This window comes from Pedobacter sp. MC2016-15, from assembly GCF_026239695.1.
Taxonomy (GTDB): Bacteria; Bacteroidota; Bacteroidia; order Sphingobacteriales; family Sphingobacteriaceae; genus Pedobacter.
Genome location: NZ_JAPIVS010000003.1, coordinates 670,539 through 695,503 on the forward strand (window position 1 = coordinate 670,539; position 24,965 = coordinate 695,503).

At 44.4% G+C, this 24,965-nt stretch carries 22 protein-coding genes; 15 read left to right on the top strand and 7 right to left on the bottom strand.

Features of this window, described 5'->3' with window-relative positions; genetic code table 11:
• Positions 1-37 precede the first annotated feature (37 nt).
• Together OQY15_RS11860 and OQY15_RS11865 are read left to right on the top strand one after the other, a co-directional pair.
• A complete protein-coding gene (locus tag OQY15_RS11860) occupies positions 38-1,381 on the top strand; it encodes a HAMP domain-containing sensor histidine kinase (RefSeq protein WP_265791922.1) in 1,344 nt (447 codons plus the stop codon).
• A gap of 630 nt (positions 1,382-2,011) precedes the next feature.
• Positions 2,012-2,149: a hypothetical protein gene (locus OQY15_RS11865; protein WP_265791924.1), complete on the top strand. Its 138-nt coding sequence runs from the start codon at positions 2,012-2,014 to the stop codon at positions 2,147-2,149.
• Positions 2,150-2,552: 403 nt separating this feature from the next.
• Here the strand turns inward: OQY15_RS11865 and OQY15_RS11870 are convergent, their stop codons facing one another.
• Positions 2,553-3,041 carry a PRC-barrel domain-containing protein gene (locus tag OQY15_RS11870; RefSeq protein ID WP_265791926.1) on the bottom strand — a complete coding sequence of 163 codons (489 nt, stop codon included), beginning with the start codon at positions 3,039-3,041 and terminating at the stop codon, positions 2,553-2,555.
• A gap of 11 nt (positions 3,042-3,052) precedes the next feature.
• On the bottom strand, positions 3,053-3,211 hold the full coding sequence (locus OQY15_RS11875) for a hypothetical protein (RefSeq protein ID WP_265791928.1): 159 nt from the start codon (positions 3,209-3,211) through the stop codon (positions 3,053-3,055).
• 123 nt (positions 3,212-3,334) lie between these two features.
• Here OQY15_RS11875 and OQY15_RS11880 point away from each other — a divergent pair, with 123 nt between their 5' ends.
• On the top strand, positions 3,335-4,588 hold the full coding sequence (locus tag OQY15_RS11880) for an ATP-binding protein (protein WP_265791930.1): 1,254 nt from the start codon (positions 3,335-3,337) through the stop codon (positions 4,586-4,588).
• Here OQY15_RS11880 and OQY15_RS11885 read toward each other — a convergent pair.
• Both OQY15_RS11885 and lspA read right to left on the bottom strand, forming a co-directional pair.
• Complete coding sequence (locus tag OQY15_RS11885; RefSeq protein WP_265791932.1) at positions 4,577-5,239, bottom strand: peptidylprolyl isomerase; 663 nt, start codon at positions 5,237-5,239, stop codon at positions 4,577-4,579. The two genes, OQY15_RS11880 and OQY15_RS11885, sit on opposite strands and share 12 nt — an antisense overlap.
• A gap of 1 nt (position 5,240) precedes the next feature.
• Positions 5,241-5,735, bottom strand: a complete 495-nt coding sequence (gene lspA, locus OQY15_RS11890) for a signal peptidase II (protein WP_265791934.1) — start codon at positions 5,733-5,735, stop codon at positions 5,241-5,243.
• 92 nt (positions 5,736-5,827) lie between these two features.
• Between lspA and OQY15_RS11895 the strand changes: the two genes are divergently transcribed.
• Positions 5,828-6,292 (top strand): low affinity iron permease family protein, encoded by a 465-nt coding sequence (locus OQY15_RS11895; RefSeq protein ID WP_265791936.1) that lies wholly within the window; start codon positions 5,828-5,830, stop codon positions 6,290-6,292.
• Positions 6,293-6,300: 8 nt separating this feature from the next.
• Here the strand turns inward: OQY15_RS11895 and OQY15_RS11900 are convergent, their stop codons facing one another.
• Positions 6,301-7,932, bottom strand: coding sequence for a L,D-transpeptidase family protein (locus OQY15_RS11900; RefSeq protein ID WP_265791939.1), 1,632 nt, complete (start codon positions 7,930-7,932; stop codon positions 6,301-6,303).
• Positions 7,933-8,102: 170 nt separating this feature from the next.
• On the opposite strand from OQY15_RS11900, the gene OQY15_RS11905 reads away from it, so the two are divergent.
• The 6 genes from OQY15_RS11905 to OQY15_RS11930 all read left to right on the top strand — a co-directional run bounded on the left by OQY15_RS11905 (position 8,103) and on the right by OQY15_RS11930 (position 14,932).
• Positions 8,103-8,723, top strand: a complete 621-nt coding sequence (locus OQY15_RS11905; protein WP_265791941.1) for a phosphatase PAP2-related protein — start codon at positions 8,103-8,105, stop codon at positions 8,721-8,723.
• Positions 8,724-8,761: 38 nt separating this feature from the next.
• Positions 8,762-10,222 carry an aminoacyl-histidine dipeptidase gene (locus OQY15_RS11910; protein ID WP_265791943.1) on the top strand — a complete coding sequence of 487 codons (1,461 nt, stop codon included), beginning with the start codon at positions 8,762-8,764 and terminating at the stop codon, positions 10,220-10,222.
• Between the two features lie 39 nt (positions 10,223-10,261).
• Positions 10,262-11,461 (top strand): enoyl-ACP reductase FabV, encoded by a 1,200-nt coding sequence (gene fabV / locus OQY15_RS11915; protein ID WP_265791945.1) that lies wholly within the window; start codon positions 10,262-10,264, stop codon positions 11,459-11,461.
• Between the two features lie 178 nt (positions 11,462-11,639).
• A complete protein-coding gene (locus tag OQY15_RS11920) occupies positions 11,640-12,056 on the top strand; it encodes an organic hydroperoxide resistance protein (RefSeq protein WP_347343835.1) in 417 nt (138 codons plus the stop codon).
• Between the two features lie 370 nt (positions 12,057-12,426).
• Positions 12,427-13,857, top strand: a complete 1,431-nt coding sequence (dnaA, locus tag OQY15_RS11925) for a chromosomal replication initiator protein DnaA (protein WP_265791949.1) — start codon at positions 12,427-12,429, stop codon at positions 13,855-13,857.
• A gap of 94 nt (positions 13,858-13,951) precedes the next feature.
• Positions 13,952-14,932 carry a 2-hydroxyacid dehydrogenase gene (locus OQY15_RS11930; RefSeq protein WP_265791952.1) on the top strand — a complete coding sequence of 327 codons (981 nt, stop codon included), beginning with the start codon at positions 13,952-13,954 and terminating at the stop codon, positions 14,930-14,932.
• Positions 14,933-14,948: 16 nt separating this feature from the next.
• On the opposite strand, the gene OQY15_RS11935 is transcribed toward OQY15_RS11930, so the two are convergent.
• Entirely contained in the window at positions 14,949-16,502 is a 1,554-nt protein-coding gene (locus OQY15_RS11935) for a protein adenylyltransferase SelO (protein ID WP_265791954.1), read from the bottom strand.
• 170 nt (positions 16,503-16,672) lie between these two features.
• On the opposite strand from OQY15_RS11935, the gene OQY15_RS11940 reads away from it, so the two are divergent.
• A complete protein-coding gene (locus tag OQY15_RS11940; RefSeq protein ID WP_265791956.1) occupies positions 16,673-17,272 on the top strand; it encodes a sigma-70 family RNA polymerase sigma factor in 600 nt (199 codons plus the stop codon).
• A gap of 33 nt (positions 17,273-17,305) precedes the next feature.
• Here the strand turns inward: OQY15_RS11940 and OQY15_RS11945 are convergent, their stop codons facing one another.
• Positions 17,306-19,162, bottom strand: coding sequence for an alpha-L-fucosidase (locus OQY15_RS11945; RefSeq protein WP_265791958.1), 1,857 nt, complete (start codon positions 19,160-19,162; stop codon positions 17,306-17,308).
• Positions 19,163-19,293: 131 nt separating this feature from the next.
• On the opposite strand from OQY15_RS11945, the gene OQY15_RS11950 reads away from it, so the two are divergent.
• The 4 genes from OQY15_RS11950 (at position 19,294) to OQY15_RS11965 (ending at position 24,959) form a co-directional block, all read left to right on the top strand.
• Positions 19,294-19,539: a hypothetical protein gene (locus OQY15_RS11950; RefSeq protein ID WP_265791960.1), complete on the top strand. Its 246-nt coding sequence runs from the start codon at positions 19,294-19,296 to the stop codon at positions 19,537-19,539.
• A 102-nt stretch (positions 19,540-19,641) separates the two neighbouring features.
• Entirely contained in the window at positions 19,642-20,556 is a 915-nt protein-coding gene (locus tag OQY15_RS11955) for a DUF6515 family protein (protein WP_265791962.1), read from the top strand.
• Positions 20,557-20,716: 160 nt separating this feature from the next.
• Positions 20,717-21,682, top strand: coding sequence for a Gfo/Idh/MocA family oxidoreductase (locus OQY15_RS11960; protein ID WP_265791965.1), 966 nt, complete (start codon positions 20,717-20,719; stop codon positions 21,680-21,682).
• A 76-nt stretch (positions 21,683-21,758) separates the two neighbouring features.
• Positions 21,759-24,959, top strand: a complete 3,201-nt coding sequence (locus tag OQY15_RS11965; RefSeq protein WP_265791968.1) for a TonB-dependent receptor — start codon at positions 21,759-21,761, stop codon at positions 24,957-24,959.
• The last annotated feature ends 6 nt before the right edge of the window (positions 24,960-24,965 follow it).

Below are 24,965 nucleotides of genomic sequence, written 5' to 3' on the forward strand. Positions count from 1 at the left end.
TATTTGAGGAATAGCCAGGTTCATGTATATTATCTCTATGCTAAAACGACTTCAGGTTAAACTTACCGGAAGTGATGCGACTTTCTCATTGGAAGCGCGTATCTATCATTGCATATGTATCGTTGGTTTTTTTGCGCTGGCTTACAATGTTCCCTTTAATTATTTTGTTGGCCTGCCCAAAGTAGCCCTGGCGAGTTTTGTTGTCCTGATTGGTTTTGCCGGGCTGTACTATATCTCACGTGTAAAGAAAAATTTTACTTTCAGTATCATTGGGCTGGGAATCCTCGGGAATGTATTCTTTACTCTTGTTTATTTTTTGAATTCCGGGATTGACGGGCCAACACTGATTCTCTTTGCTTTATTCTTTTACCTGTTATGTTCTACAGCGCCCAGGAAGCAGCAATGGGCATGGCTCCTGGTCAACGTGCTCACAGTTAGCGGAGCCTGTATCATACAGTATTATCAGCCTGCTTTAGTACCCACAACTTATCCGACACTGGCAAGCCGCTTTACAGATAATGTTTCGGCATATCTGGTGGTTGTGGTGTCCATCTTTTTCTCCCTGCAATATATGCGGCAGAACTACCAGCAGGAAAGGGAATCTGCCTTGAACAGGGCTTTGGACATCGAACTGAAAAATATCCAGCTGGAATCTTTGAACGGGGAAAAAAATAAGCTTTTTTCTATTGTTGCACATGACCTGCGAAGCCCACTGGCCTCAATACAAAGTTACCTGGAGCTGCTTACTGCCTATCCGCTGACTGAGCAGGAAAAAAGGGAAATAGAGCTCAAACTGTTAGGGCTGACGAAAAATACTTCCAATATGATGGCAAATTTGCTATCCTGGTCTAAGTCGCAACTGGAAGGGGTAAGGATCAATATCCGGTATCTGAACCTGCTGAAGACGCTGAGGGATATGCTGACTGTGGAAAGCAGTATTGCGCAGGAAAAAGGTATCAGTTTATCCTGCGAAATCAGTGAAGGTATATACGTGATGGCTGATGCAGATATGCTGTTACTAGTGATCCGTAACCTGATCAGTAATGCGATTAAGTTTACCCCGGCGGGGGGAAATATATTGGTAGCTGCTGCTGCAGGTACGGATTGTACGATCACCATTGTTGACTCGGGTGCCGGGATCAGCGAGGAGAATCAGAAAGATGTATTTTCTTTAAAGGCTAAATCTACATTTGGTACCAACAACGAAAAAGGCGTAGGACTGGGTCTGATCCTGTGCAAAGAATTTATTGAATTGCAGGGTGGTACCATCAGCTTCATCAGTACTCCGGGCGAGGGGACAAGCTTTATGGTTTCCATACCTGTACCTGACCATAACAGGGCAGCTTCTTCACAGCAGGGTGAACTGAGTGACCAGTTTTAATAATGAAAATGATAATTTTTATTATTAAAACTTTCAGTAATCTGCGTTCCTGTCTTAATTTCAAAGATTTTTTATAGTAGTCTGATCATTAAGTGATTATAATTATTTTTTTTTGTTTACTTCTGAATTATTAATATATTTGGTTAGTCCTCATGACTACATTAATTCTATACGATTGATGCATGGAGCCGGGTAGACTGAACAATGCCCGGCTTTGTTTTGCCCTTTTTTTTCATCAGATCCTGACATCCCGGATTCTTTTTCTCAAGGAAAAAAATACCATCTATACTGATCATTTATCTTTCTTCGTACATGTTTTGCTAAAAGCATTTAATATTCTCATTTCCGAATGTTACTTTCAGAGTACTGTTAAAAAAATTAGTAATTATTTAATTTTCCACATTGCGTTTCCTCAGAATTGGAACAGTTTACTGTCTGGTTACAAGGCAAAAGTCCCTTTTATATACAAAAATACACTTCCTGAAATTTCATAATTTCTCTGTGATTAATATCTGCTCTTTTGGCTATCGGAGTGTGTAAAAAAAAAGAACGCGATCCGGCGCTGTTTTGCTATATTAGTAATATCAAATTATAAGTCGGGCAAATTAAATGATAAAATAATTTAAAATCATGGAAAATAAAGCGGCAGAAAATACAGATAGCCAATTAACAACTGAGCCAGTTCTGGTCAATGTAATTATCGAAACTCTTTCAAAAGAAGTAGAGCAAATTAAAGAGCTGCTCAGTAAGGACAGTTTCGTGGAATAGAACTTAGCCCTTAAAGGCTGACTGAAAATTTGCACCAAGACACATATATACATGATTATGTGTCTTTTTTTTTGATTCGCATAGGAGATTAACCGGTTTATCACACTGTATTATAAAGAACCTCTTAGCGTTCAAAAGATATGCAAGTGATCCTCATTCATTCAAACCGATATATCAAGGAACCCCCGGATTAAATTGCAGGGAGGTACAGCGGATCCGGATGGTAGGTTGGTTAATACTTAGGATCTGCTGTACTTTTCGTTTTTTGGAGAGCTGGTGGCAGATAGCAAAAAAGAAGCGGAGATATATCCTCCGACATATCCCCGCTATCTAAATTAACGCTCTCATATATACAGACGCTCAAAAATCTGCTTTATTATCTCTGAGCCCAAATTATTTCAAATTATATTTCATCCCTGTTGTTGAAACGTCTCCCATAGAAGTTACGCTGGTTATAATGGTCATGCTCATAGAATGTCTGTTCATCCCAGGTCTGCTCTATATCGATATCATCTATAAATGCGTTACGTACCCTGATTTCATCCTCAGGCTTGAACAACTCCCTGATGTAATCCGGCGCTGCTGCAAGCTGTGCAATAGTGATCGCTGGTAAATATACTTCGTCGTCACTCAGGTGCAGTTCAGCAAGTCCTATCGGTATCAGAACTTTTCTGTTTTCCACACCAAAAACCTTTGCCTCCAGATCGGCAATCAGGTACCTTACCTTCTGCGTGGAGGGATTAAAAAGAAGGTCATGCACTTTTCCTATTCTCGCTCCCTGGGTATCTTTAATATGCCATCCCTGTACATCAGGTTCCCCTTCAGCTATTTCATAATCGCTGCCATCCAGCTCTACCAGAAGACGGCTTTCATTTATATTTTCAGTTGCCATAAGACGTGTTTTTAAGGTGTAATTGCTGTTGAATCAGTAACTATTTTATCCGAAGTTTTGTGATCATCTTTGTGGATTGCAAAATAAACGATTGCCATACCCACCAGGATGATGATCAGCCATAGCCACCAGAGGCTTTTACTTTTTGGTTGTACATTTAAAGTTGCCATAGTATTATATCTGCGTTTTAACTGAAGATAACCTCGCTGCCGGGAAATTGTTTCGGAGAATCAAAAAACGGGACATTTGTTCAAATTATTTATTATTTTTATAATGATTTCTTATCCCTTTTTATGGCTAACAACGTTAACATCACTTCCAATGGTATTCAGAAAGTACTGCGTAATTACAATGAAAAGCAAGCGCTTGCAGAATATATCTGGAATGGTTTTGATGCCAATGCCGGGACAGTAGAAATCAATTATGCTGCAAATGAACTGGGCTTTCTGGATGGGCTGGAAATTTCTGACGATGGCCATGGGATCAATTTTGATAACCTCAGTATAAAGTTTGCTCCATTTTTTGAGTCGGAGAAAGCCCTGCAGCTGCCGATGAATAAAAACAGGTCGGTCATGCATGGAAAAAATGGCGTAGGGCGTTTAACATTTTTCAAGTTTGCAAATGATGCCGAGTGGCAGACTACCTTCCTGCATCATGGAGCACTGCATAGCGGAAGGATCAGCATCGGTATGCATGCATTGAATAACTATCAGGCAAGTCTGCTGGATATTCCATTAAATGAAAAGTCTGGTACGAGGGTGATCTTTTCAAACATGAAGATTTCTTCAGAAGACCTGGAGCAGGAAATCATCCCTTACCTGAAGGCTGAATTCTGCTGGTTTCTGGAACTTAATAAGGAAAGTGGCTATCAGATTCTCATCAATGGTGAGCTGCTTGATTATACAGATTACATTCAGGACTATGAGGAAAATTTCCTGATCAGGTATGAAGATAGCGATACTGTATTTAAACTGAAGTTTGTGCAGTGGAAAGAGTCTCTCCATAAGGAGCTTTCAAAAGTATATTTCATCAATGAGAAAAATGAAGAAATGTACAAGGAGTATACTACGCTGAACAAAAAGGCGGATGAATATTTTCACAGCGTATATGTACAGAGTGAATTTTTTACGGACTTTGACTTCAGTGGTTCAGAATTTGACACCCAGGTAAAGATCTACCAGCGCTCCAAGACTTCTCCTGAATTCAAGTTCCTGCTGAAGAAGCTGAATGAATTGCTCAGGGATAAGAGAAAGAAATTTCTCAAGGAATATTCATCGAGATTGCTGGAGCGGTATGAGCGGGAGGGGGTGATCTCCAAAAAGGAAGAAACCAGTAGTCATGATCTTTCTGATCTGATCAGGACCATTTATGAAATCCAGCCCAAGATTTTCAGTAACCTGAGTATCGACCAGAAGAAAACCATTGTGTCATTACTGCAGACGATTCTAGCTTCAGACCAGAGGGAGCAACTGGCAGCAGTCCTTGGAAATATTGTGGAAATGGATGAGGAAGAAAAGGCAGAGCTGTCAAAGATTTTACTTCCTTAACTTACTGATCTCGTCTTTTGTAAGGATGTGCAACTTAAAAACTTGTTTGCTGACAGGGCGGTCGCTGGCATTTGTAGCGACACTGTTTATACTTTCTGCCACCTGAAGGCCTTTTACAATTTCACCAAATATGGTATAATCGCCATCGAGTTGAGGAGTACCCCCTATGGTTTTGTAGGTTGAGCGCTCTGCGGCACTGAAAGAATGGCCGGTTTTCTTTTCCATCTGTTCAAGCGCTGTATCACTGTACTTTTTTCCCTCAACAAAATAGATCTGATCGAGATAAGAGCTTTTTTCGGGATTATCATTACGGCCCGCTCCCAACGCGCCTTTTTTATGGTATAAACCAGGCATGATCTCTGCCGCTACACGCTGCAAAGGAGCCTCAGGATGAAGCTTTTCGCGGTTCAGGATGGTTTCGTCCAGTTCCCCGCCCTGACTCACAAATCCTTTGATTACCCTGTTAAATTCCTGATCCTTGAAAGTGCCGTTTTTAATTTGTTTCAGAAAATTGTCGCGGTGCAGCGGTGTCTGATCATACAACATCACGACGATATTGCCTTTGCTGGTTGAGAACTGAACATAACTGCTCTGGGCTGATGCTGTAAAAGCAATCATCAGGAGCAGGAAAGTGAATTGAAATGATTTCATCTTATGCTGTAATTGTGCTGCGTTTGAAATAAAGATTAATAATGATCATGATCATACCCACCATGATAGAAACATCTGCAAAATTGAAAATTCCGGTTTTAAAGGCATAGAGATCGATATGCAGAAAGTCGGTCACTGAACCATACAGCAGCCTGTCGTAAAGATTTCCCAGTCCGCCGCCGATCACAAAGCTCATGCCCAGCACCAGGAGTCTTGGCAACTGATGATTAGATAACAAATAATAAATCCCGTAGCACATCAGCAGCAGCGGGAACAGTGATAACAGAAAGAATTTAAGAGGCCCTGCCATGGAATCACCGGTACTCAGAAAAGCACCGGAGTTTTCTGTTTTCATCAATATCAGGTATTTTCCAATCACATCAATACTCTCATAAGACCCGATGTTCTGACGGGCAACATGCTTGGAGATCTGATCGCATCCCGCATTTACCAATACCAACAGCAAAATCGATATGTTTCTTAATGTATAGTTCATCGTAAGCACATTATGCCTGTAAACATAATGATTATTTGTCTCAAACAGATAGTGCTTGTGGTTGTTATAGCCTCAACAAGTCTGAACAATTTATGGAAAAGAAAAAAGATTCGTTTTTTGAATCGATGTCTACAAAGATCACCTACTGGACAGGAAGTTCAGCGGCATTCGGTACAGCATTTGCCGTAATTATCATCTGGGGGATCACCGGCCCGATTTTTAAGTATTCGGATACCTGGCAGTTAGTCATCAATACCGGAACAACGATCATCACTTTCCTGATGGTGTTTCTGATTCAAAAATCACAGAATAAAGATTCCAAGGCCATACAGCTTAAACTTAATGAACTGATTGCAGCCAGCAGGCATGCGAGCAACCGTATGGTAGATATTGAAGACCTTTCAGAGGCAGAGCTGGATGTGCTGCATAAATATTATCAGCGCCTTTCCGATATTTCTGAGGAAGACGAAGATATTCACAACTCACACTCTATTGATGCTGCAGATGATCTTCAGGAAGAGAAACTCGACCAGCGTCGTAAAACCAGGAAGAAATAATAACAAAATTAATCAGCAGACCTGAACATCTGGGCAGCCATCAGCTGATCATGCCCATAGAGATCTTCCCTGAAATTCAGCAGTCCGTCCTTATCTACCCAGGAGGTGAAATAAGTGATAAATACCGGAACCGGTTGTTTCATGTTCACCCAGACTTCCGATTTTTTGTTCATTGCCTGGTCAATTTTGGCACTGCTCCATTCCGGGCGGTCAGAAAGCAGGTATTCCGCAAGTTTTTTCGGCTGGGCCAGGCGGATACAGCCATGGCTGAAAGCACGTTTCTCCTCTGCAAACAATGATTTTGCAGGTGTATCATGAAGGTAGATATTGTAGCTGTTGGGAAAGAGGAATTTAACCCTGCCCAGGGAATTGCCATCGCCAGGTTTCTGTCTGATCTGCGGCAGACCTTCACTGCTGCCATACTGCTCCATATTTTTCTGAGCCAGGTAGTTGCGGTTGCTTCGCATGGCGGGCAGAATTTCTGCACGTACAATACTTGGAGGGATATTCCAGTAGGGGCTGAACACAATATTTTTAAGCTCATTGCTGAAGATAACCGTCTTATTGGCCGCTTTTCCGACCACGATACCCATATTCAGGACTTCCTTGTTGGCTTCAAAGACATGCAGTCTGTACTCAGGGATGTTCACGAGAATAAATCTGGTTTCCGGAATCGGAGGTGTCCATTTCATGCGTTCCAGGTTAATCAGCATCTGCTGAATCCGTGTTTCTACGGGCACATTGAGTGCCCTGATCAAAGACTGATCTATTTTGCCGCTCTGAATGGTACCGAATTGCTTTTGTGCCTTTTTGATGGCCTCCGTCATGGCCGTATCAAAGATAGCCAGGCTGTCTGTTGCCGTCAGATCCCCAAAATCTGCCAGACGCTTTCTGATTTGCGCAATAAATATTCCTGTATCTCCGGGCTTGTAGATTTTACCTTTTTCAGGGATGAGCTTTTCCCAGGCGCCTTTGCGCTGAATGCCATACCAGCGCAGTAATTCTTTGTTCAGCGTTTTATAATATCTGTTTACAGGCTCCCAGTTTTCGATGCTGGTGCCCTTTTTTGCCACCAGTGAATCCAGCAGGGCTACGGCATCCAGCTTTTTTCTCGGGATATACCATTGCAGGGCCGAGGGATCGAGTTTTCCGGCGTAGGCGTAGGTGACGAAATCAAAGAAATGTTGTGTCAGCGATAATTCCAGTTCGATCAGCGCAGGACTTACGGCCCTGATCAGGGTGTCCTTACTGATCAGCAGGCCTAATTGCTGGTGTAGCGCCTGGTCCGCATCCGTACTGTCGCCGGACAGGGTGATGTAATTTTTATCAAGTTCATAAAATACCTTAGCCTGTTCTGCCAGTCCTTTTTCTGCTACCCAGGCAAACTGGAAGTTCCGGCTGTTGTAAAAGTTTCTCAGGCGACTGGCGGAGCTATCTTCCAGACCCTGTGCACTGATATAATCCTCCATCTGTAAGCTGTCCACAAATAACTTCGTAACGGCATTTACCGGGGTAATAGTGATGTCGCGGGGAACCTTAACTTCTTTGCGGCGGCATTGTGAAAATAATACCGTCAACAGTAATAAAATAAAGGGAATACCAATAGGAAATGCAGACAGTTTTCTGGGATTAAGCGTCATCAGGGAAATATACTAATTTTCTACAGCCCACAAAAGAAATCAATTGGCCACAATTATTTTTCGGTAGTTATTCTGGCGCTATTTTATTTTAATGACAATTTAATTCTGAATGTGTGCAGTACCGGGAATCTAATATTATATTTGTGCCCAATTATCAACAAACCGTATTAATGCATACTAAACAGTTACCCTGGCGTTTCGCCTGGGATTATCCTGCTTTTAGGCTGAAACTTATCCTGGGCTTATCGCTGATGAGCCTGATCGTCTTCTACTTGCAGGACTTTTTCGTTTTTGTACAGGGGAGACACGGGGTTCCTGTTCATGACTGGGTGCTGGAGCAGCTTCCTGCAAAAGATGTATCGGTATATATTTTCCTGGTTCTCTATCCTGCATCGGGTTTATTCTTCTGGCGTGTACGAAAAAATAGTATGCTTTGTATTACTGCGCTCTGGGGATATATTTTTCTGTGCCTCGTCAGGATGCTGACCATTTCTCTGATTCCTCTGGAAGCCCCCCGGCATCTGGTGCATATGAGCGACCCATTTTCTATCATTTTCTACGGATCAAATATGATTACCAAGGACTTATTTTTCTCGGGACATACCGCAACACTTTGCCTGGTTGGTCTTTGTCTGGAAAATAAAACCGAGAAAATCGTGATATTCTGTGCCACCGCGGTGCTCGGAATACTGCTGCTGATCCAGCATGTACACTATACTGCAGATGTAATTGCGGCCCCTTTATTCAGCTATATGTTCTGGTACCTTGGCAAAACGATTGCCCGGATATAAACGATAATCGTTATTTTGGCGGCTTATTCATACAATAAATGGAACTGAACAAGCTGGAGCCTCAGGAACTGTGGCAAAATTTCGTAAACCTGAATGCAATTCCGCGGGCCTCAAAGAAGGAGGAACAGGTAATTGCCTTTATGCTGAGCTTTGGTCAAGGTCTTGGACTTGAAACAATTAAAGATGCTATCGGGAATGTGGTGATAAAAAAGCCTGCTACCCGGGGCATGGAAGATCGTAAAACCGTTGTCTTACAATCCCACCTTGATATGGTCCACCAGAAAAACGGGGACGTAATTTTTGATTTCGATGAACAGGGAATCGAAATGTTTGTGGAGGGAGACTGGGTTAAAGCATGCGGCACGACTCTGGGTGCTGATAATGGTATAGGCGTAGCTACAATCATGGCTGTGCTGGCTTCTTCGTCGATAGAACATCCGGCTTTGGAGGCCATGTTTACAATTGATGAAGAAACGGGTATGACCGGTGCCAAACAACTTGATCCTGCAAATTTCAGCGGCAGCATTCTGCTCAACCTGGATACAGAGGAAGATGATGAACTTACGATCGGCTGTGCCGGCGGAATCGATACCAACACCCGCTATCAGTATCAGCAGGAGAATGCCGATACAAAAGGGACTGCCTTTCAGATTAAAGTCAGGGGCCTCCTTGGGGGGCATTCCGGGATGGATATCCATAAGGGCAGGGCAAATGCCAATAAGCTGATGAACAGGCTGTTTCATAGCCTGTCGCAGACTATCCATATCCAGCTGCACAGCGTTGACGGCGGTAGCCTCAGAAATGCGATTCCGAGGGAGTCTGTTGCAGTGGTTGTGGTGCCGCATGGTCAGAAGGAACTGTTTGTACTCCTGCTCAAACAATTTTCTGAAGTGCTGGCAGATGAATACCATACTGCGGAGCCCTCTTTGCAGATCAGCATCGAAGAGACCAGCATGCCATCGAGGGTGATGACATTTGTAGATTTCAAAAAGATCGTCAATGCCATCTATGCGGTGCCAAATGGGGTTTTCAGAATGAGCCCTGATATCAGGAATCTCGTAGAAGCATCTACCAACCTGGCGAGGGTGCTGATCAAAGATGGAGAGTTTACAACGCAGTCTTTACAGCGCAGCAGTGTTGAAAGTACCAAAACAGATGTATCTAATGCTGTAGCGGCTGCTTTTGAAAACATGGGATGTGATGTACAGCAGGCCGGGGATTATCCGGGTTGGAAACCTGATCCTGATTCAGCAATACTGCGGTTAATGACCGGACTGTATCAGCAGACCTTTGGCAAATCTCCGAGGGTTGAGGCCTGCCATGCCGGTCTGGAATGTGGTATCCTCGGTGCTCACCTGCCGGCGATGGATATGATCTCCTTTGGGCCAACCATTAGAGGGGCGCATTCACCGGACGAAAGAGTGCAGATCTCTTCTGTCAAAAAGTTCTGGGCGTACCTTTTAGCGATATTGAAAGAAATTCCAAAAGACGATAAATAAAAAAGAATTACTATTTTAGGCCTCTTTAAACAATAGAATATGATCATTGCACCAAGAATACGTGGGTTTATCTGCCTGACTGCACATCCAAAAGGATGTGAGCAAAATATTGTCAATCAAATTAACCACGTCAAATCAAAAGGAGCTATCAATGGCCCTAAACGCGTGTTGGTTATCGGTTCATCCACTGGGTTCGGACTGGCATCAAGGATTACAGCCGCATTTGGATCAGATGCATCTACCGTAGGTGTATATTTTGAGAAAGCACCTGCTCCTGGTAAAACTGCTTCGGCAGGATGGTATAACACTGCTGCTTTCGAAGCTCAGGCTCATGAAGCAGGATTGTATGCTAAAAGTATCAATGGCGATGCTTTTTCTGACGACATCAAACAACAAACAATTGATCTGATCAAAGCTGATCTCGGTCAGGTTGATCTGGTAATTTATAGTCTGGCTTCTCCCCGCAGAACGCATCCTAAAACAGGGGTGGTATATAATTCAGTGTTAAAGCCAATCGGTCAGGTGTTTACCAACAAGACTGTAGACTTTCATACCGGTTTAGTATCAGATATCTCTATCCAGCCGGCTAACGAAGAAGAAATAGAAAACACTGTCGCTGTAATGGGTGGTGAAGACTGGGGTTTCTGGATTGAGGACCTGAAGGCTGCAGGTGTACTTGCTCAGGGAGCAACTACTGTAGCTTATTCTTATATTGGCCCTGCTATCACTGAAGCGGTGTACCGTAACGGAACGATCGGACGTGCGAAAGACCATCTGGAAGCTTCTGCTTTCAGCATCACAGAGAAACTGAAAGACCTGGATGGAAAAGCTTATGTTTCTGTAAATAAAGCCCTGGTTACACAATCGAGTTCTGCCATTCCGGTAATTCCTTTGTATATCTCTCTGCTGTATAAAGTAATGAAAGATGCTAACCTGCATGAAGGTTGTATCGAACAGATGCAGCGTTTGTTCCAGGACAGGTTATTTGCAGGTGCTGAAATTCCTACAGATGAAAAGGGAAGAATCCGTGTAGACGACTGGGAGATGCGTGATGATGTGCAGGCAGAAGTTGCTAAACTATGGGCTGAAGCCGATACAGATACACTCGCAGAAATCGGAGACCTTCCGGGTTATAAGAAAGACTTCCTGAACCTCTTCGGTTTTGACGTTGCCGGTGTCGATTACGACGCTGAAGCAGATGAAATGGTGGAGATACCAGGATTATCTAACAAAGCATAGATTATTACTCAGCAGCAGTTATCTGACTGTTGTAATCAAATTACAAAGCCGTATCGGGATTCCTGATACGGCTTTTTGTTTTTGGCAAGGCCGATCAATATATGGGTGTAATTATAAAATATTAAAACGTTTTATCAAAACATAGGCTATCGATGTATGTTTAAACATCATGGAAAAGATAGAGAAATTATATACTGCTGAAGCCTTGTCGGCTGGTGGAAGAAACGGACATGTGAAATCTTCCGATGGAGTACTGGATCTGGAAGTGAGGGCACCAAAAGAACTGGGTGGCGGGGGAGGAGCTTATACCAATCCCGAGCAACTTTTTGCAGCAGGATATGCAGCCTGTTTTAACAGTGCGCTGAGCATGGTCATCAGGATGGCAAAAATAGAAGCAGGAGATAGTACTGTTACTGCCCAGGTAGCCATAGGAAAGTTAGCGGACGGTGGTTTTGGACTGGCGGTGAAGCTTCAGATTTCCATTCCGGAAGTGGCTCCCGAAGTAGCGCATTCACTTGTAGAAAAAGCGCATCAGGTTTGCCCTTATTCGAATGCTACACGCGGGAATATTGAGGTGGAACTGGAGATTGTATAATCTTTGAAAATAGTTGAATAATTTCATGAAAATATACCGGTTTTATAATCAGTTGTTTACGGAGATTACCTTGATTAGAAAAACATGACAATTTGGCGCGCCCAAAAAATAATGTATTTTAAAACATTCATCCCTGATATCGGGGATAAATGTTTTTACACATACTTATTCACATGGATTTCCCGTTGTTGATAAGTTATTAACAGAAATTTTAAATTTCTTTACGCTATTGGTTTGCCTGTTAATGACTTACGAAATAGATGAAATTTAATCGTTTTTTGTTAGTAATTTTTTGGATCTTCGCCCTCCCAAAACGGCAGTACAACCGGCCGTTATTTAATTCGAAAACCTCTAGTTTATTTAAAGAAATATGGAAAAAACTTGTACTGAAGTATGGAATAACTGTCTCCAGATAATCAAGGATAACATTCCGGTCCAGAGTTTCAAAACCTGGTTCGAACCTATCTCTGCTTTAAAACTGGAAGGCAATGTATTAACCGTACAGGTGCCAAGTTTATTCTTTTATGAATGGCTGGAAGAACATTATGTGGGGCTGCTGCGCAAAACCGTGAAAAAGCAGCTTGGAGAAGAAGGCCGTCTGGAATATAATATCGTAGTTGATCAGTCATCAAACAGTGGCTCTCCCTACACCACCAGTATGCCCTCCAGCGGTAACGGATCGGCATCGAAGACGCAGTCTATGCCAGTTCCTGTGGCCATCAATAAGGACATTAAAAATCCATTTATCATTCCCGGATTAAAAAAGCTGAATGTAGATCCGCAGTTGAATACACATTATACTTTTGAAAGTTATGTGGAGGGCGACTGTAATCGTCTGGCACGCTCTGCGGGCTTCGCAGTGGCAGCCAAACCGGGAGCGACATCATTCAACCCACTCATGATTTACGGTGCCGTAGGCCTGGGTAAAACGCATCTGGCGCAGGCCATCGGAAATGAGATCAGACGCACACTGCCTGATAAGCTGGTGATCTTTGTATCCTGCGAAAAATTCTGTCAGCAGTTTGTAGAGTCCTTAAAAAACAATACGATCAACGATTTTGTGAATTTCTACCAGGCAATGGATGTGATCATCATGGATGATGTACATAATTTTGCAGGCAAAGAGAAAACACAGGATATTTTCTTCCATATCTTTAACCACCTGCACCAGTCGGGCAAACAGATCATCATCACTTCTGATAAGCCACCGAAAGATTTAACAGGTCTGGAAGAACGTCTGCTGAGCCGTTTCAAATGGGGTCTTTCTGCCGATCTTCAGATCCCTGATCTGGAAACAAGGGTGGCTATCCTGAGAAAGAAAATGTATGCCGATGGCATTGAACTGCCAACTGAAGTGGTAGAATATGTAGCCAATAACATAGATAATAACGTTCGTGAACTTGAAGGAGCCATGGTTTCATTGCTTGCACAGTCTACGCTCAACAGAAAGGATATCGATCTCTCTCTGGCAAAATCTATGCTGAAGAATTTCATTAAGAACACCACTAAGGAAATCTCAATGGATTACATCCAAAAACTGGTTTGTGAGTACTTTGAAGTTCCTGTGGATATGGTGAAGTCTGCTACCCGCAAACGGGAGATTGTACAGGCACGCCAGATCTCCATGTATCTTTCAAAAAGCCTTACTAAATCGTCTTTAAAAAGCATTGGTGCCTTTTATGGTGGTCGTGATCACTCTACAGTGATTTATGCCTGTCAGACGGTAGAAGACCTGATTGAGACAGATAAAAAGTTCAAAGGATACGTTACTGATATCCAGAAAAAGCTGAAAATGAGCTAATCCCTTCAGGGAAATGATCTTCATCATTTAAATCACTGATCCTACTCAGAATCATTTGAATTTCTAAAGCCTATCTTTAGGAAAACTCAGATGCATGAAAGTAGCTATTTTTAGTACCCAGTCTTACGACAGAGAATTCTTCAATGCAGTCAATGCTGATTTCGGGCATGAACTGCTGTACCTGGAGCCGGCCTTAACAGCAAATACTGCTGTCCTCGCCACGGGCTGTGATGCCGTCTGTGTTTTTGTGAATGACCTGGTAGATGCGGCTACCTTAACTGTGTTACATGAGTCAGGTATCCGGACGGTGGTATTACGCTGTGCAGGATTCAACCAGGTAGACCTGATCACTGCGAAAAATCTAAACATCAGTGTCTTCCGTGTACCTTCCTATTCACCGGAGGCAGTTGCAGAACATGCGGTGGCGATGATCATGACCCTTAACAGGAAAACCCATAAAGCTTATAACAGGATCAGGGAAGGAAATTTCTCACTGGAGCGGCTAACGGGGTTTAACCTTTATGGTAAGAAAGTGGGGTTGATTGGCCTGGGGCAGATTGGTCTGGCCTTTGCGAAGATCATGCATGGATTTGGTACAGCAGTTTATGCATATGATCCTGTAGTTACAGCCGTCCCTTCCTATATACAGCTGGTTGATTATGATCAGCTGGTCACTACTGCCGACATTATCTCTATCCACTGTCCGCTGAATGAGATGACACGCCATATGATCAATCAGGAAAGCTTTGACAAAATGAAAGATGGTGTGATGCTGATCAACACCAGCAGGGGTGCCATCCTGGATAGCAATGATGCGATAGAAGCGCTTAAAAAAGGTAAGCTGGGCTATTTAGGCATAGATGTTTACGAACAGGAAGAGAAGCTGTTCTTCAGGGATCTGTCTGAAAGCCTGATTGCCGATGAACAGATCCTGAGGCTGATGAGTTTCCCCAATGTACTGATCACAGCCCATCAGGGATTTTTTACTACGGAGGCGCTCAGGGAAATCGCCGGTACGACATTGCAGAACCTGACTGATGCAGAAAACGGAAAGACCAATCAGAACCAGTTATAGCGCCACAGTCCTCCTGTTAAGAACTGCAGGATAAAGTAGAACTGCCGGGCTGCGTAATGGCCCATTCAGGTCTGAGCTTAAAGAACTCGTCGTGATCAGCCGAATATGGAGTTTTCATGGCCTCCTGCAACTTAAGGAAGAGCGTATTCTCTCCTTTTTCCATTTCCTGTATCGCCTGGTGTAACAGGTAGTTTCTCAGAATAAAACGTGGATTATTGGCCCTCATGAGTGTTTTGGACGCTTCTGCACTGATCTCATTTCTCCTGATCCTGCTCAGATAAGAACTTAGGGTACTAATTAATTTATCCTGCGACTCCTGCTCCGGCTCCTGGTAAAAGGAAGGCTGGAAATGCTGTAGGATTACTTCAGCATCAGCATCAGCTGGCAACGTAATCAGCAGCTGGAAAAATATCGTCATATCCGGTTTAATCCTGTCCAGCGTTTCTTCCAGGTCATCTATCAGCAGATGATCACCTTCCCGTATGGCATCAAGCCCCAGCTTATTGCCCATCATCCGGTAATATTTTTCAAGATAGATTGTTTTGTAATCTTCCAATGCAGCAGAAAGCTCATCTGTATTTTCAAAGAGAGGGGCAATGGCACTTGCCAGGCAACCCAGGTTCCAGTAAGCTACAGTATGCTGGCGGCCAAAGGCATAACGGCGGCCCGGTAAGTCGGTAGTATTGGGTGTGAAGTTGGGATCGTAATCGTCAAGGAAAGAGTAAGGGCCATAATCAATAGTTAATCCGAGTACAGACATATTATCGGTATTCATCACCCCATGGACAAAACCCACTCTCAGCCATTCTACAATCAGCGCTGCAGTTCTGTCCAGCACCTCTTTAAACCAGCTGATCGTTTTATTTTCAGCAGTGATATGTGGATAGAACTGGTCAATTGTCCAGTCGGTCAGCTGTTGTAATTGTGCGGTTTCCTGTCTTGCAGCCAGCATCTCGAAACTCCCGAAGCGTAAAAAGCTTGGCGCAGTGCGCATCACTATAGCTCCCGGTTCAAACGCCGTCCTGCCATCATAGAACATATCCCGCAGTACCTGGTCGCCTGTGGCTACCAGTGCCAGCGCCCTGGTGGTAGGTATCCCCAGGTAATGCATCGCTTCGCTCATCAGGTATTCACGGATTGAAGAACGCAGCACGGCACGTCCATCGCCCCTGCGCGAGTATGGCGTTGGTCCGGCACCTTTTAACTGTAATTCAATTGATCCCTTTTCTGATACAGGCCATTCACCCAAGGTGATGGCACGGCCGTCTCCGAGCTGTCCGGCCCAGTTTCCGAACTGGTGTCCGGCATAACAATTAGCATATGGATACATACTTGGGGTCCTCATATTTCCGCTGAGGATCTGAACATCCTGTTCATTTGGTTCACTGATGCCCAGCTCAGCAGCAAGATCTTCAGACCAGGCCAGCAGAGCGGGTTTAGCTACAGGCGTAGGATTGGTTTTACTGTACAATACACCCGGTGTTTGCCTTGGTTGCAGGTTTCCGCTATGGTCGCCCGCAAAAGTTGAAACAAACACTTTCTCGAAATCTTTAGTACTTAAATTATCCATTCAGCGAAGATAAGCCCATTTTCGTCGTAAAGGGTTATCTTACTGTCAAATCCGCTAATGAGTCCTCATTCTCTTAAGACAAAAAATGAATGGAATGAACGGCAAATTCCTTTTGTAATCACACTAGTAGCACCTATTTTTACTAAGGTTAAATTAATTAATAATTTAATATGATGATGCTAGCAGAAGTTGAAACTCTTCCCCTAACTACAGGTCACTATGATCACCAGGATGATCATGGCTGCCCTGAAGTTAAGTTTATTCGTGATCTTCAGGATCGTGACAATATTTCATTCAGACAATTATATCGTCTGTATTCTTCTCCCTTACTGGGGATTATCCTGAGGGTTGTACCTGCCAGGGAAATTGCTGAAGATATACTCCAGGATTCCTTTGTAAAGATTTGGAAATCTATAGACACTTTTGATCCTGAAAAAGGTAAACTATTTACCTGGATGGCCCGGCTTGCCCGCAACTCGGCGATTGATTATAAGAGAGGGAAGACCTTTTCCAAAAGCACCCGTAACGAAGATATTGACAGTGTTTTTTGCCAGGTAGATTCGTACCATTACGTGCCCGACAGAACGGATTCTATAGGAGTGAGGGAGCTGATGTGTGTACTGACGGCATCCCAGAAGCAGATACTCGACCTGGTATACTTTCATGGTTATACACAGGCGGAGGTTTCTGATGAACTGCAAATCCCTCTGGGGACTGTAAAATCTAAGATCAGGCTAGCTGTAAAAGAACTCAGGCTTTATTTTCTGTAGCCTGACCTTAGGATAAATATTGACTGTTATTACCTATTTATAAATTTCAATCTGCGACAGTCCCAACTGCACTTTTCCGCCATTTCCGGGAACTGCCTGTCTGGATATCAGTTTGATAAACTTTGCTGAACTGTTTGGTACTGCTATACGCTGCAGGATAGGGTTTGCCTCAATATTGGAGAACTCTCCCGTACTGATGCTTTTCCATGAAACACCGTCTTCACTGATCTGCAGATCGTATTTCTGGATGGCTCCTGCAGAAGATTTATCCTGCTCAGGCAGATAGCTCAGTGCAGAGAAGCTGGTGTTTTTACCCAGGTCGATCGTAATGGAGTTGGCATCATTTATTGCCTTCCAGGATGATTTATCATAAACATTCTCTGTTGTAGTGCTGCTTTCGGTCTTGATCTCAGGTTCCAGGAACAGGCCGACTTCACTCAGGGCAATACTTACCGGCGCAAATATGCGGATCCGGATTTTAGCCGCTGTTTCTTCTTTTGGCAGACGAATGATTCTGTTGGCACCAATGCTTGTTGCTTTGGCCAGCTTCACCCAGGCATTGTCTTTAAAAGCTTCCACTTCCACACTGTCGATACGCTGTCCAAGTTTGATATTCTCACGCAATTGCAGGATAGAAAAACGTACCGCTTGTTTGAAATCCAGATTTACAGTCGCCTGGTGCACTTTATCATCTGTTGCCCAGTAACTGTAGCGGTCTGCATCTGTCAGCTTTGCTGCACCATATAGTTTCTGCTGTTTTCCGCGTACGTTGCTTACGCTGATACTTGCCTGCTTGGCTAAATTCACTGCGAAGACTTCCTTCAGGTACTTCCCGAATGCTGCCAGCGCTGCCACATCATTCGGATGGAGGATACCTTCAGTGGTAGGTGAGAGGCCAAGGTCCAGTGCCCCGCCGCGTCCTACGGAGTTACAGTAAATGTTAAACAGCTGTGCTGTGGTTTTTAACTGGTTATCCTGCTCAGGGTGGTAGAACCATCCCGGTCTGAGTGCCACATCACCCTCAAAGGGAATCCATTTTTCTCCGCCTCTGGTGCCGCTTCCAAGATTGTAGTCGTCCATATATCCCGGCATCGGGGCTTTACCCTCATTACCTTTGATGGTGATAGTAGACCAGCTTGTTTCAGGAGCAAGGCCTTTTTCATTTCCTACCCAGCGTACATCCAGTCCGATATCACTAAAGATAGATGCATTTGGCTGCAGTTTCCTGGTAATAGCCCAGGTGTTCATCCAGTCATAATACGACGACTGATCAACTTTTCTCTTTTCGTTCTTACCACCGTAGTAGCCATCTCCACCATTGGCACCGTCATGCCAGCTCATGAACAGGTCGCCATAGTTGCTGTACAGTTCTGTAATCTGCTGACGGTATACATTTACATATTCCGGAGTACCATAAGTGGTGTTGCTCCTGTCCCATGGTGAGCAGTAAATTCCGAATTTCATGCCTTCCTTCTTCGCGGCCAGCTGAAATTCTTTTACCATATCTCCCTTGCCATCTTTCCATGGACTCTCACTGATGTTATATTTTGATGTTTTGGTAGGCCATAGGGCAAAGCCATCATGGTGTTTGGCTACGTAAACGATGCCTTTAAAACCTCCCGATTTTGCAGCAGCTACAATCTGGTCTGCACTGAACTTTGTGGGGTTGAAGATCGAAGGGTCGGCATCCCCGTATCCCCATTCCTTATTCTGGAAGGTGGTCGGTGTAAAGTGGATGATACAATACATTTCTGTCTCCTGCCATTTCAATTGTCTCGCACTGGGTACTGCCCCATATGGCGAAGGTGCTGCAATTTGTGCCTGGGCGGCCATGGCCGAAACCAGAAGTGCCGGCATCACAAACAGTCTGCTTTTTTTAAATAAATTCATTTTAGATTTTGGTGGTTTAGCAATCCGAAAGTACAATTCTTTTTTTATTTTCATTTAGCAGCCTTCAGATTAATGGAATGAATTAAAACTAATTTCCGCCCGTAATGTTAAACTAACTCAAATATAATCTTATGAAAAATATCAAAACCTTGGTAGCCCTTGCATTTGCGGGAACCGTTTTAGCAGCATGTGGCGGGAACAACAAAGAAACTTCTGATTCAGACACCTCAACTTCTACGAGCATGACTGATGGTACAACTGCTGATACCACTCTGGCAGATACAAGCGTAAAACCTGCTGACAGTACCCGTTCGTTCAGAAATGACCGTGGAACCGATAGTGTTAGTGCGGGCAAAACCATTCCTGCCAAGCCATAAAGCAGGATTTATCATCCATTTGTCAGCTTTGTTACCTTTCTTAAAACACGAATAATCCTTTTCATTTGTTATTTGTCTTACTACCACAAATGATTCATGAATATGAAAACTCTAAGGTTTAAATCGGTTATTGTATTGGCGGCGCTGCTGATGACCAGCGTGTTTGCCGCAGACAGTGTTTTAGCACAAGGTCGCGGAGGCCGCGGCAGTGGTGGTGGCGGTGGTTCACGTGGTAGCGCCGGCGGATCGCATATGAGCGGCGGAGGCGGTGCCCGTATCAGTAGTGGCGGCGGTCGCGGCAGCAGCAGCGCATTTAATGGTCCACGCATCAGTGGAAACAGCTATTCCCGTGGTAATTCAGCTTTTAGGGGTGGTTCTTCCTATCGCGGCAATAACAGGGGAGGTTATGTCTACCGCGGAGGCCGTGGTGGTCGTGGCGGATTTTATGGCGGTCCACGTTATGTGCGTTCCCGCTTCGGCGTACATGGCTATTATGGCCATGGTTTTGGCAGACCTTATTATGGATACTATAACTACTACAGGCCGTATTTAGGATTCAGCCTGAGTGTTCTGCCTTTTGGATATTATCCATTTTACTATGGCGATGCCCAATATTACTATTCCAGCGGTCTGTATTACAGGCAGTATGATAACCAGTATAAAGTCGTTGTTCCTCCGGTGGGTGCTGAAGTACCGGAACTTCCTAAGGATGCTGAGGAAGTGACCATCAACGGACAAACCTATTACGAATACAAAGGCGTATACTATAGTCCGCTTGAAAAAGCTGATGGCAAAACTGCTTACATTATTTCCGGAAAGGATGGAGTTCTCAATACAGATAATGGGGATGTAAATGCCGGAAACGGTGCTAAATTGGGGGATGTCGTAGAGCAGCTGCCTGAAAATACCAGAGAAGTAACTGTTAGAGGTGAAAAACTCTATGTATCTGATGATGGCGTTTATTACGAAGAAGTTCAGGACGGAGACAAGATTACCTACAGAGTTGTAGGGATATAAGAGTTACTTCTTAAAAAAAGAGCTGAAGTACATTTGGATGCTGCCTGCTGCTGAAACGCACCAGAAGGCATCAAAATGTACTCCACCTTTTTTTTTGGATTAAGGATGGGATATTCTGGGCAAAAGGTCTATCTTATTGCCGGATAAAAAAAAGAGAGAAATGATCAACTGGGGAATAATAGGATGTGGAGATGTAACAGAAGTCAAGAGCGGACCGGCATTTAACAAAATACCTGGCAGCCGCTTAGTGGCGGTGATGCGCCGGGATGCGGATAAAGCTGCTGATTATGCAAAACGTCATCAGGTACCTCACTGGTATAGCGATGCAGAGGAACTGATGCGCCATCCGGAGATCAATGCCATATACATCGCCACACCACCGGCATTTCATTTACCATATGCGCTTTCGGCATTAAAAAAAGGCCTGAATGTGTATGTGGAAAAGCCTGTTACCCTCAATGCTGCTGAAGCAGAGGAACTAGCTGCAGCAGTAAAACAAAGCGGGGCGAAACTCGTCGTTGCCCATTATCGCCGGGCTGTACCGTTATTTCTGAGAATAAAAGAACTTATCGATAACAGGATCATAGGAGACATTAGAACAGTGCAAATCAGAATGTGGCAGGCTGAAAATCCCCTGCTGGTAGCAGATACCGCAAACAACTGGAGGCTGCAGCCAGGTCTTTCCGGTGGAGGATACTTTCATGATCTGGCCCCACATCAGATAGATCTGCTGCTGTACTATTTTGGAAAACCTGAGAAATACCAGGGATATGCACTGAACCAATCCGGATCAGGCCCGGCAGATGACCATGTATGCGGACAGATCGTCTTCCGCAATAAGATTGTAGTGAATGGTTCCTGGTCATTTAATGTTGGTCAGCATCAACAGAGTGACAAATGCGAAATCATAGGTACGGGGGGCAGCATCAGCTTTGCTTTCTTTGGGAACTATGTGAGCTGGCAAACTGAGGATGAAGAAAAAACAGAAACATTTGTGCATCCCCAGCATATTGAACAGCCCATGATCAGCCGCATAGTGAACTACTTCAATGGTCTGGAAGACAATCCATGTTCGATAGAAGAGGCTATAGGCACCATGGAGATCATGGATGGATTTATAAAATAGGGGGCAGGACGCTACAGGTTGCGAGTGCTAAACATAAAAATTAGTTTTAGCACACCAAATAATAAACCAGTGTCCTATGTCCAAAAACCCAATTTCCGCCAGTAATTCCGGCAAAAAATTAATCGTTCTCTTTTTCTTTTCTCTTTTCAGTATAAGCAGCCTTTTCGCGCAGGAAAGTGTAACCATCAATGGAAAGGTATCTGATGATAAAGGGCTCGCAATGCCGGCAGTTTCTATTAAAATTAAAGGTACCAACCAGGGGGTGTCTACCGATGCAAATGGGATATACTCCCTTAAAGCGAACATTGGGGCAACCCTCGTATTCCAATACCTGAGTTACCTGCCACAGGAGATTGTGGTCAGCAAGGCGGGTATGCTAAACGTAAAACTTGTGGAAGCAGATACCAAACTTGACGAAGTTGTCGTGGTTGGTTATGGTACCCAAAAGAAAGGTAACGTAACCGGTGCCATTGCCACCTTCAAAGCCGATAAGCTGGAGGAACGCCCTATCGTCAGGGTAGACCAGGCACTCGTAGGCCAGATGGCAGGGGTATCCGTAAAACAGACCAGCGGTACACCGGGAAAAGCCTTCAGCATCCAGGTGCGTGGAACAGGATCCATTTCAGCAGGTAACGAACCTCTGTATGTTCTTGATGGATTTCCGCTGGCCTCCGCCAGTCCGAACGGATCAGGAAACTTCTCCACAGGAAACCCGCTTGACAACATCAACCCGAATGATATTGAATCCATACAGGTATTGAAAGACGCTTCGGCAGCTGCAATCTACGGATCAAGGGCAGCAAATGGGGTGGTGCTCATCACTACCAAAAGAGGTAAAAGTGGCAAACCTACAATTACATTAAATACCTATGCAGGTACAGTTCAGCGTAGCAAAAAGCTGGATATGTTGAATGGTGCCGAGTGGATCGACCGCGCCACAGAAATGATCAATGCACAATGGGTGGCCTCAGGAGCAGGCAGGACAGCCGGCCAGACTACTGATCAGCGCCGTACAATCCTGGGTCTTGCACCAGGAGCGTTTAATACTACTTTCATGCTTGACGACCGCTGGGCGCAGCCGGGTTATGGTGGTCTGAACGTGATCGACTGGCAGGATGAGATCTTCAGGACCGGCCTCACGCAAAACTATCAGGTGGGTGCCAGTGGTGCTACAGAAACGGTGAACTACTACGTTTCAGGTAACTATGTGAAACAGGAAGGTATGGTCAAAGGAATGGATTATGAATCTTATTCTGCAAGGGCAAATGTGGAGATCAAAGCCAGTGACAACCTCAAATTTGGTGTGAACATTGCACCTACCTATTCCATCACCAATGATCCGGGAGTAGAGGGTAAAGATAATATCCTGCACCAGGCGCTGTCCATGTCGCCGATTCAGCAGGATGCCGCAGGGAATGTCAACGTATTTAACTCCACACAATATATCTGGGGGGTATCTACAAATGATCCACTGGCAAAGCTGAACAATACCATTGGGCTTACCAAGAAGTTCAGAACGCTGGGAACGGTGTTCGGAGAATATAAAATCCTGGATGGACTTACCTTCAAGACTACCGTCAATCTCGATAACACAGACAATACCTCTAAAAGTTATACGCCTTATACGATTACAGGCTCACTAACAACCAGAACAACTTCTCCGAACCTGGGTACTTCAGGCTCTTACGGAGGATACCGCAAACGTACATTTGTAAACGAAAATACACTCTCCTACGCTAAAACCTTTAAGGATAAACATGACCTTTCCCTGTTGATCGGACAGGCCTATAACTCCGATAAACTGGAAAATGTAAACCTTTCTTCAGTAGGTGGATTCGGGGTAGGCGGTATCACTACGCTTGGAAGTGCCTCTGCAGTAAATGGCAGTACCAATGAAGCCATGAATGTACTGGTTTCATTCTTTGGCAGGTTGCAATATAATTTTGATCAGAAGTATTTGTTCTCTGCCAGTATCAGGAGAGACGGATCTTCACGTTTCGGTACCAACAACCAGTATGGTATCTTCCCCTCGGTATCTGCCGGATGGAACATCGCGAAGGAAAACTTCCTGAAAGACAGCAAGAAAATCAGCGAACTGAAACTTAGAGTAAGTTACGGTGAGTCAGGTAACTACAATATTGGTGATTATAGCAGCAGAGGGCTCCTCGGCAGCAACAACTATACCTTCAATGGCGTTCCTGCCTACGGACAGGCGCTCATCGGTGTGGCCAATCCAAACCTGAGCTGGGAGAAATCCAAAACTACAGACATTGGTCTGGACATCGGCTTGTTCCAGAACCGCATCACGGCTTCGGTAGATTATTACAACAAACTCAATACAGACCTGCTGCTGAATGTTCCGATTCCGGGTGTGACAGGTTTTGGAACACAGCTGAGTAATACCGGAAGTGTGAGAAACAAAGGTTTGGAGTTTGAAGTAAGCACCAGAAACTTAACGGGCGATTTCCAGTGGAATACCTCGGTAAATGTGAGCCACAACTCAAACGAAGTGGTATCACTCGCTTCCGGTCAGTCGCAGATCCTGATTCCTTCAAGCTTTGACGTTTCCCACAGCTTGCTGAGGGTGGGTGATCCCATGTACAGTATCTATGTGGTGCGTCAGCAGGGAATTCTTACCCAGCAGGATATTGATAACAGGGTGGCACTTTTCGGCAGCCAGACTGTGGGTGATCCAAAATATAAAGATGCAAACGGTGATGGTGTGATTGATGCGAATGACCGCGAGATCGTGGGCCACCCGAATCCTGACTGGACATATGGGGTAACCAATACCTTCCGGTTCAAGGGCTTTGACCTTACCGTGCTTGTTCAGGGACAAGCAGGTGGTTCTATCTATTCATTGCTGGGACGTGCTTTGGGAAGAACAGGCCAGGGTGTTCCTGATAATGCACTTGGATTTTACAGAGACCGCTGGAGATCTCCTGACAGCCCGGGTGCAGGTGAAGTAGGAAAAGCTTATTCTACCTTCGGACGTATCAAAAATACCGACTGGCTGTATTCTTCAAATTATCTGCGTGTACGTAACATCACGATGGGCTACGATCTCGGAAGACAGTTCAAAGGTAAAGCCGTGAAAGGTGCAAGGATTTATGTAACTGCAGAAAACTTCTTCGGACGCGACAGCTACAAGGGGGGACTTAACCCGGAAGCCAGCAATACCAACCTCAGTGGTAGTGACATCTTCCCGGAAGCTGGTGACTATGGCGGACTGCCTTTGCCTAAATCGTTAATCCTGGGTCTGAACTTTACATTTTAACCAAAG

Coding starts and splice junctions, on each gene's coding strand:
- OQY15_RS11860 (WP_265791922.1), top strand. CDS start 38: ATGCTAAAACGACTTCAGGTTAAACTTACCGGAAGTGATGCGACTTTC.
- OQY15_RS11865 (WP_265791924.1), top strand. CDS start 2,012: ATGGAAAATAAAGCGGCAGAAAATACAGATAGCCAATTAACAACTGAG.
- OQY15_RS11870 (WP_265791926.1), bottom strand. CDS start 3,041: ATGGCAACTGAAAATATAAATGAAAGCCGTCTTCTGGTAGAGCTGGAT.
- OQY15_RS11875 (WP_265791928.1), bottom strand. CDS start 3,211: ATGGCAACTTTAAATGTACAACCAAAAAGTAAAAGCCTCTGGTGGCTA.
- OQY15_RS11880 (WP_265791930.1), top strand. CDS start 3,335: ATGGCTAACAACGTTAACATCACTTCCAATGGTATTCAGAAAGTACTG.
- OQY15_RS11885 (WP_265791932.1), bottom strand. CDS start 5,239: ATGAAATCATTTCAATTCACTTTCCTGCTCCTGATGATTGCTTTTACA.
- lspA (WP_265791934.1), bottom strand. CDS start 5,735: ATGAACTATACATTAAGAAACATATCGATTTTGCTGTTGGTATTGGTA.
- OQY15_RS11895 (WP_265791936.1), top strand. CDS start 5,828: ATGGAAAAGAAAAAAGATTCGTTTTTTGAATCGATGTCTACAAAGATC.
- OQY15_RS11900 (WP_265791939.1), bottom strand. CDS start 7,932: ATGACGCTTAATCCCAGAAAACTGTCTGCATTTCCTATTGGTATTCCC.
- OQY15_RS11905 (WP_265791941.1), top strand. CDS start 8,103: ATGCATACTAAACAGTTACCCTGGCGTTTCGCCTGGGATTATCCTGCT.
- OQY15_RS11910 (WP_265791943.1), top strand. CDS start 8,762: ATGGAACTGAACAAGCTGGAGCCTCAGGAACTGTGGCAAAATTTCGTA.
- fabV (WP_265791945.1), top strand. CDS start 10,262: ATGATCATTGCACCAAGAATACGTGGGTTTATCTGCCTGACTGCACAT.
- dnaA (WP_265791949.1), top strand. CDS start 12,427: ATGGAAAAAACTTGTACTGAAGTATGGAATAACTGTCTCCAGATAATC.
- OQY15_RS11930 (WP_265791952.1), top strand. CDS start 13,952: ATGAAAGTAGCTATTTTTAGTACCCAGTCTTACGACAGAGAATTCTTC.
- OQY15_RS11935 (WP_265791954.1), bottom strand. CDS start 16,502: ATGGATAATTTAAGTACTAAAGATTTCGAGAAAGTGTTTGTTTCAACT.
- OQY15_RS11940 (WP_265791956.1), top strand. CDS start 16,673: ATGATGATGCTAGCAGAAGTTGAAACTCTTCCCCTAACTACAGGTCAC.
- OQY15_RS11945 (WP_265791958.1), bottom strand. CDS start 19,162: ATGAATTTATTTAAAAAAAGCAGACTGTTTGTGATGCCGGCACTTCTG.
- OQY15_RS11950 (WP_265791960.1), top strand. CDS start 19,294: ATGAAAAATATCAAAACCTTGGTAGCCCTTGCATTTGCGGGAACCGTT.
- OQY15_RS11955 (WP_265791962.1), top strand. CDS start 19,642: ATGAAAACTCTAAGGTTTAAATCGGTTATTGTATTGGCGGCGCTGCTG.
- OQY15_RS11960 (WP_265791965.1), top strand. CDS start 20,717: ATGATCAACTGGGGAATAATAGGATGTGGAGATGTAACAGAAGTCAAG.
- OQY15_RS11965 (WP_265791968.1), top strand. CDS start 21,759: ATGTCCAAAAACCCAATTTCCGCCAGTAATTCCGGCAAAAAATTAATC.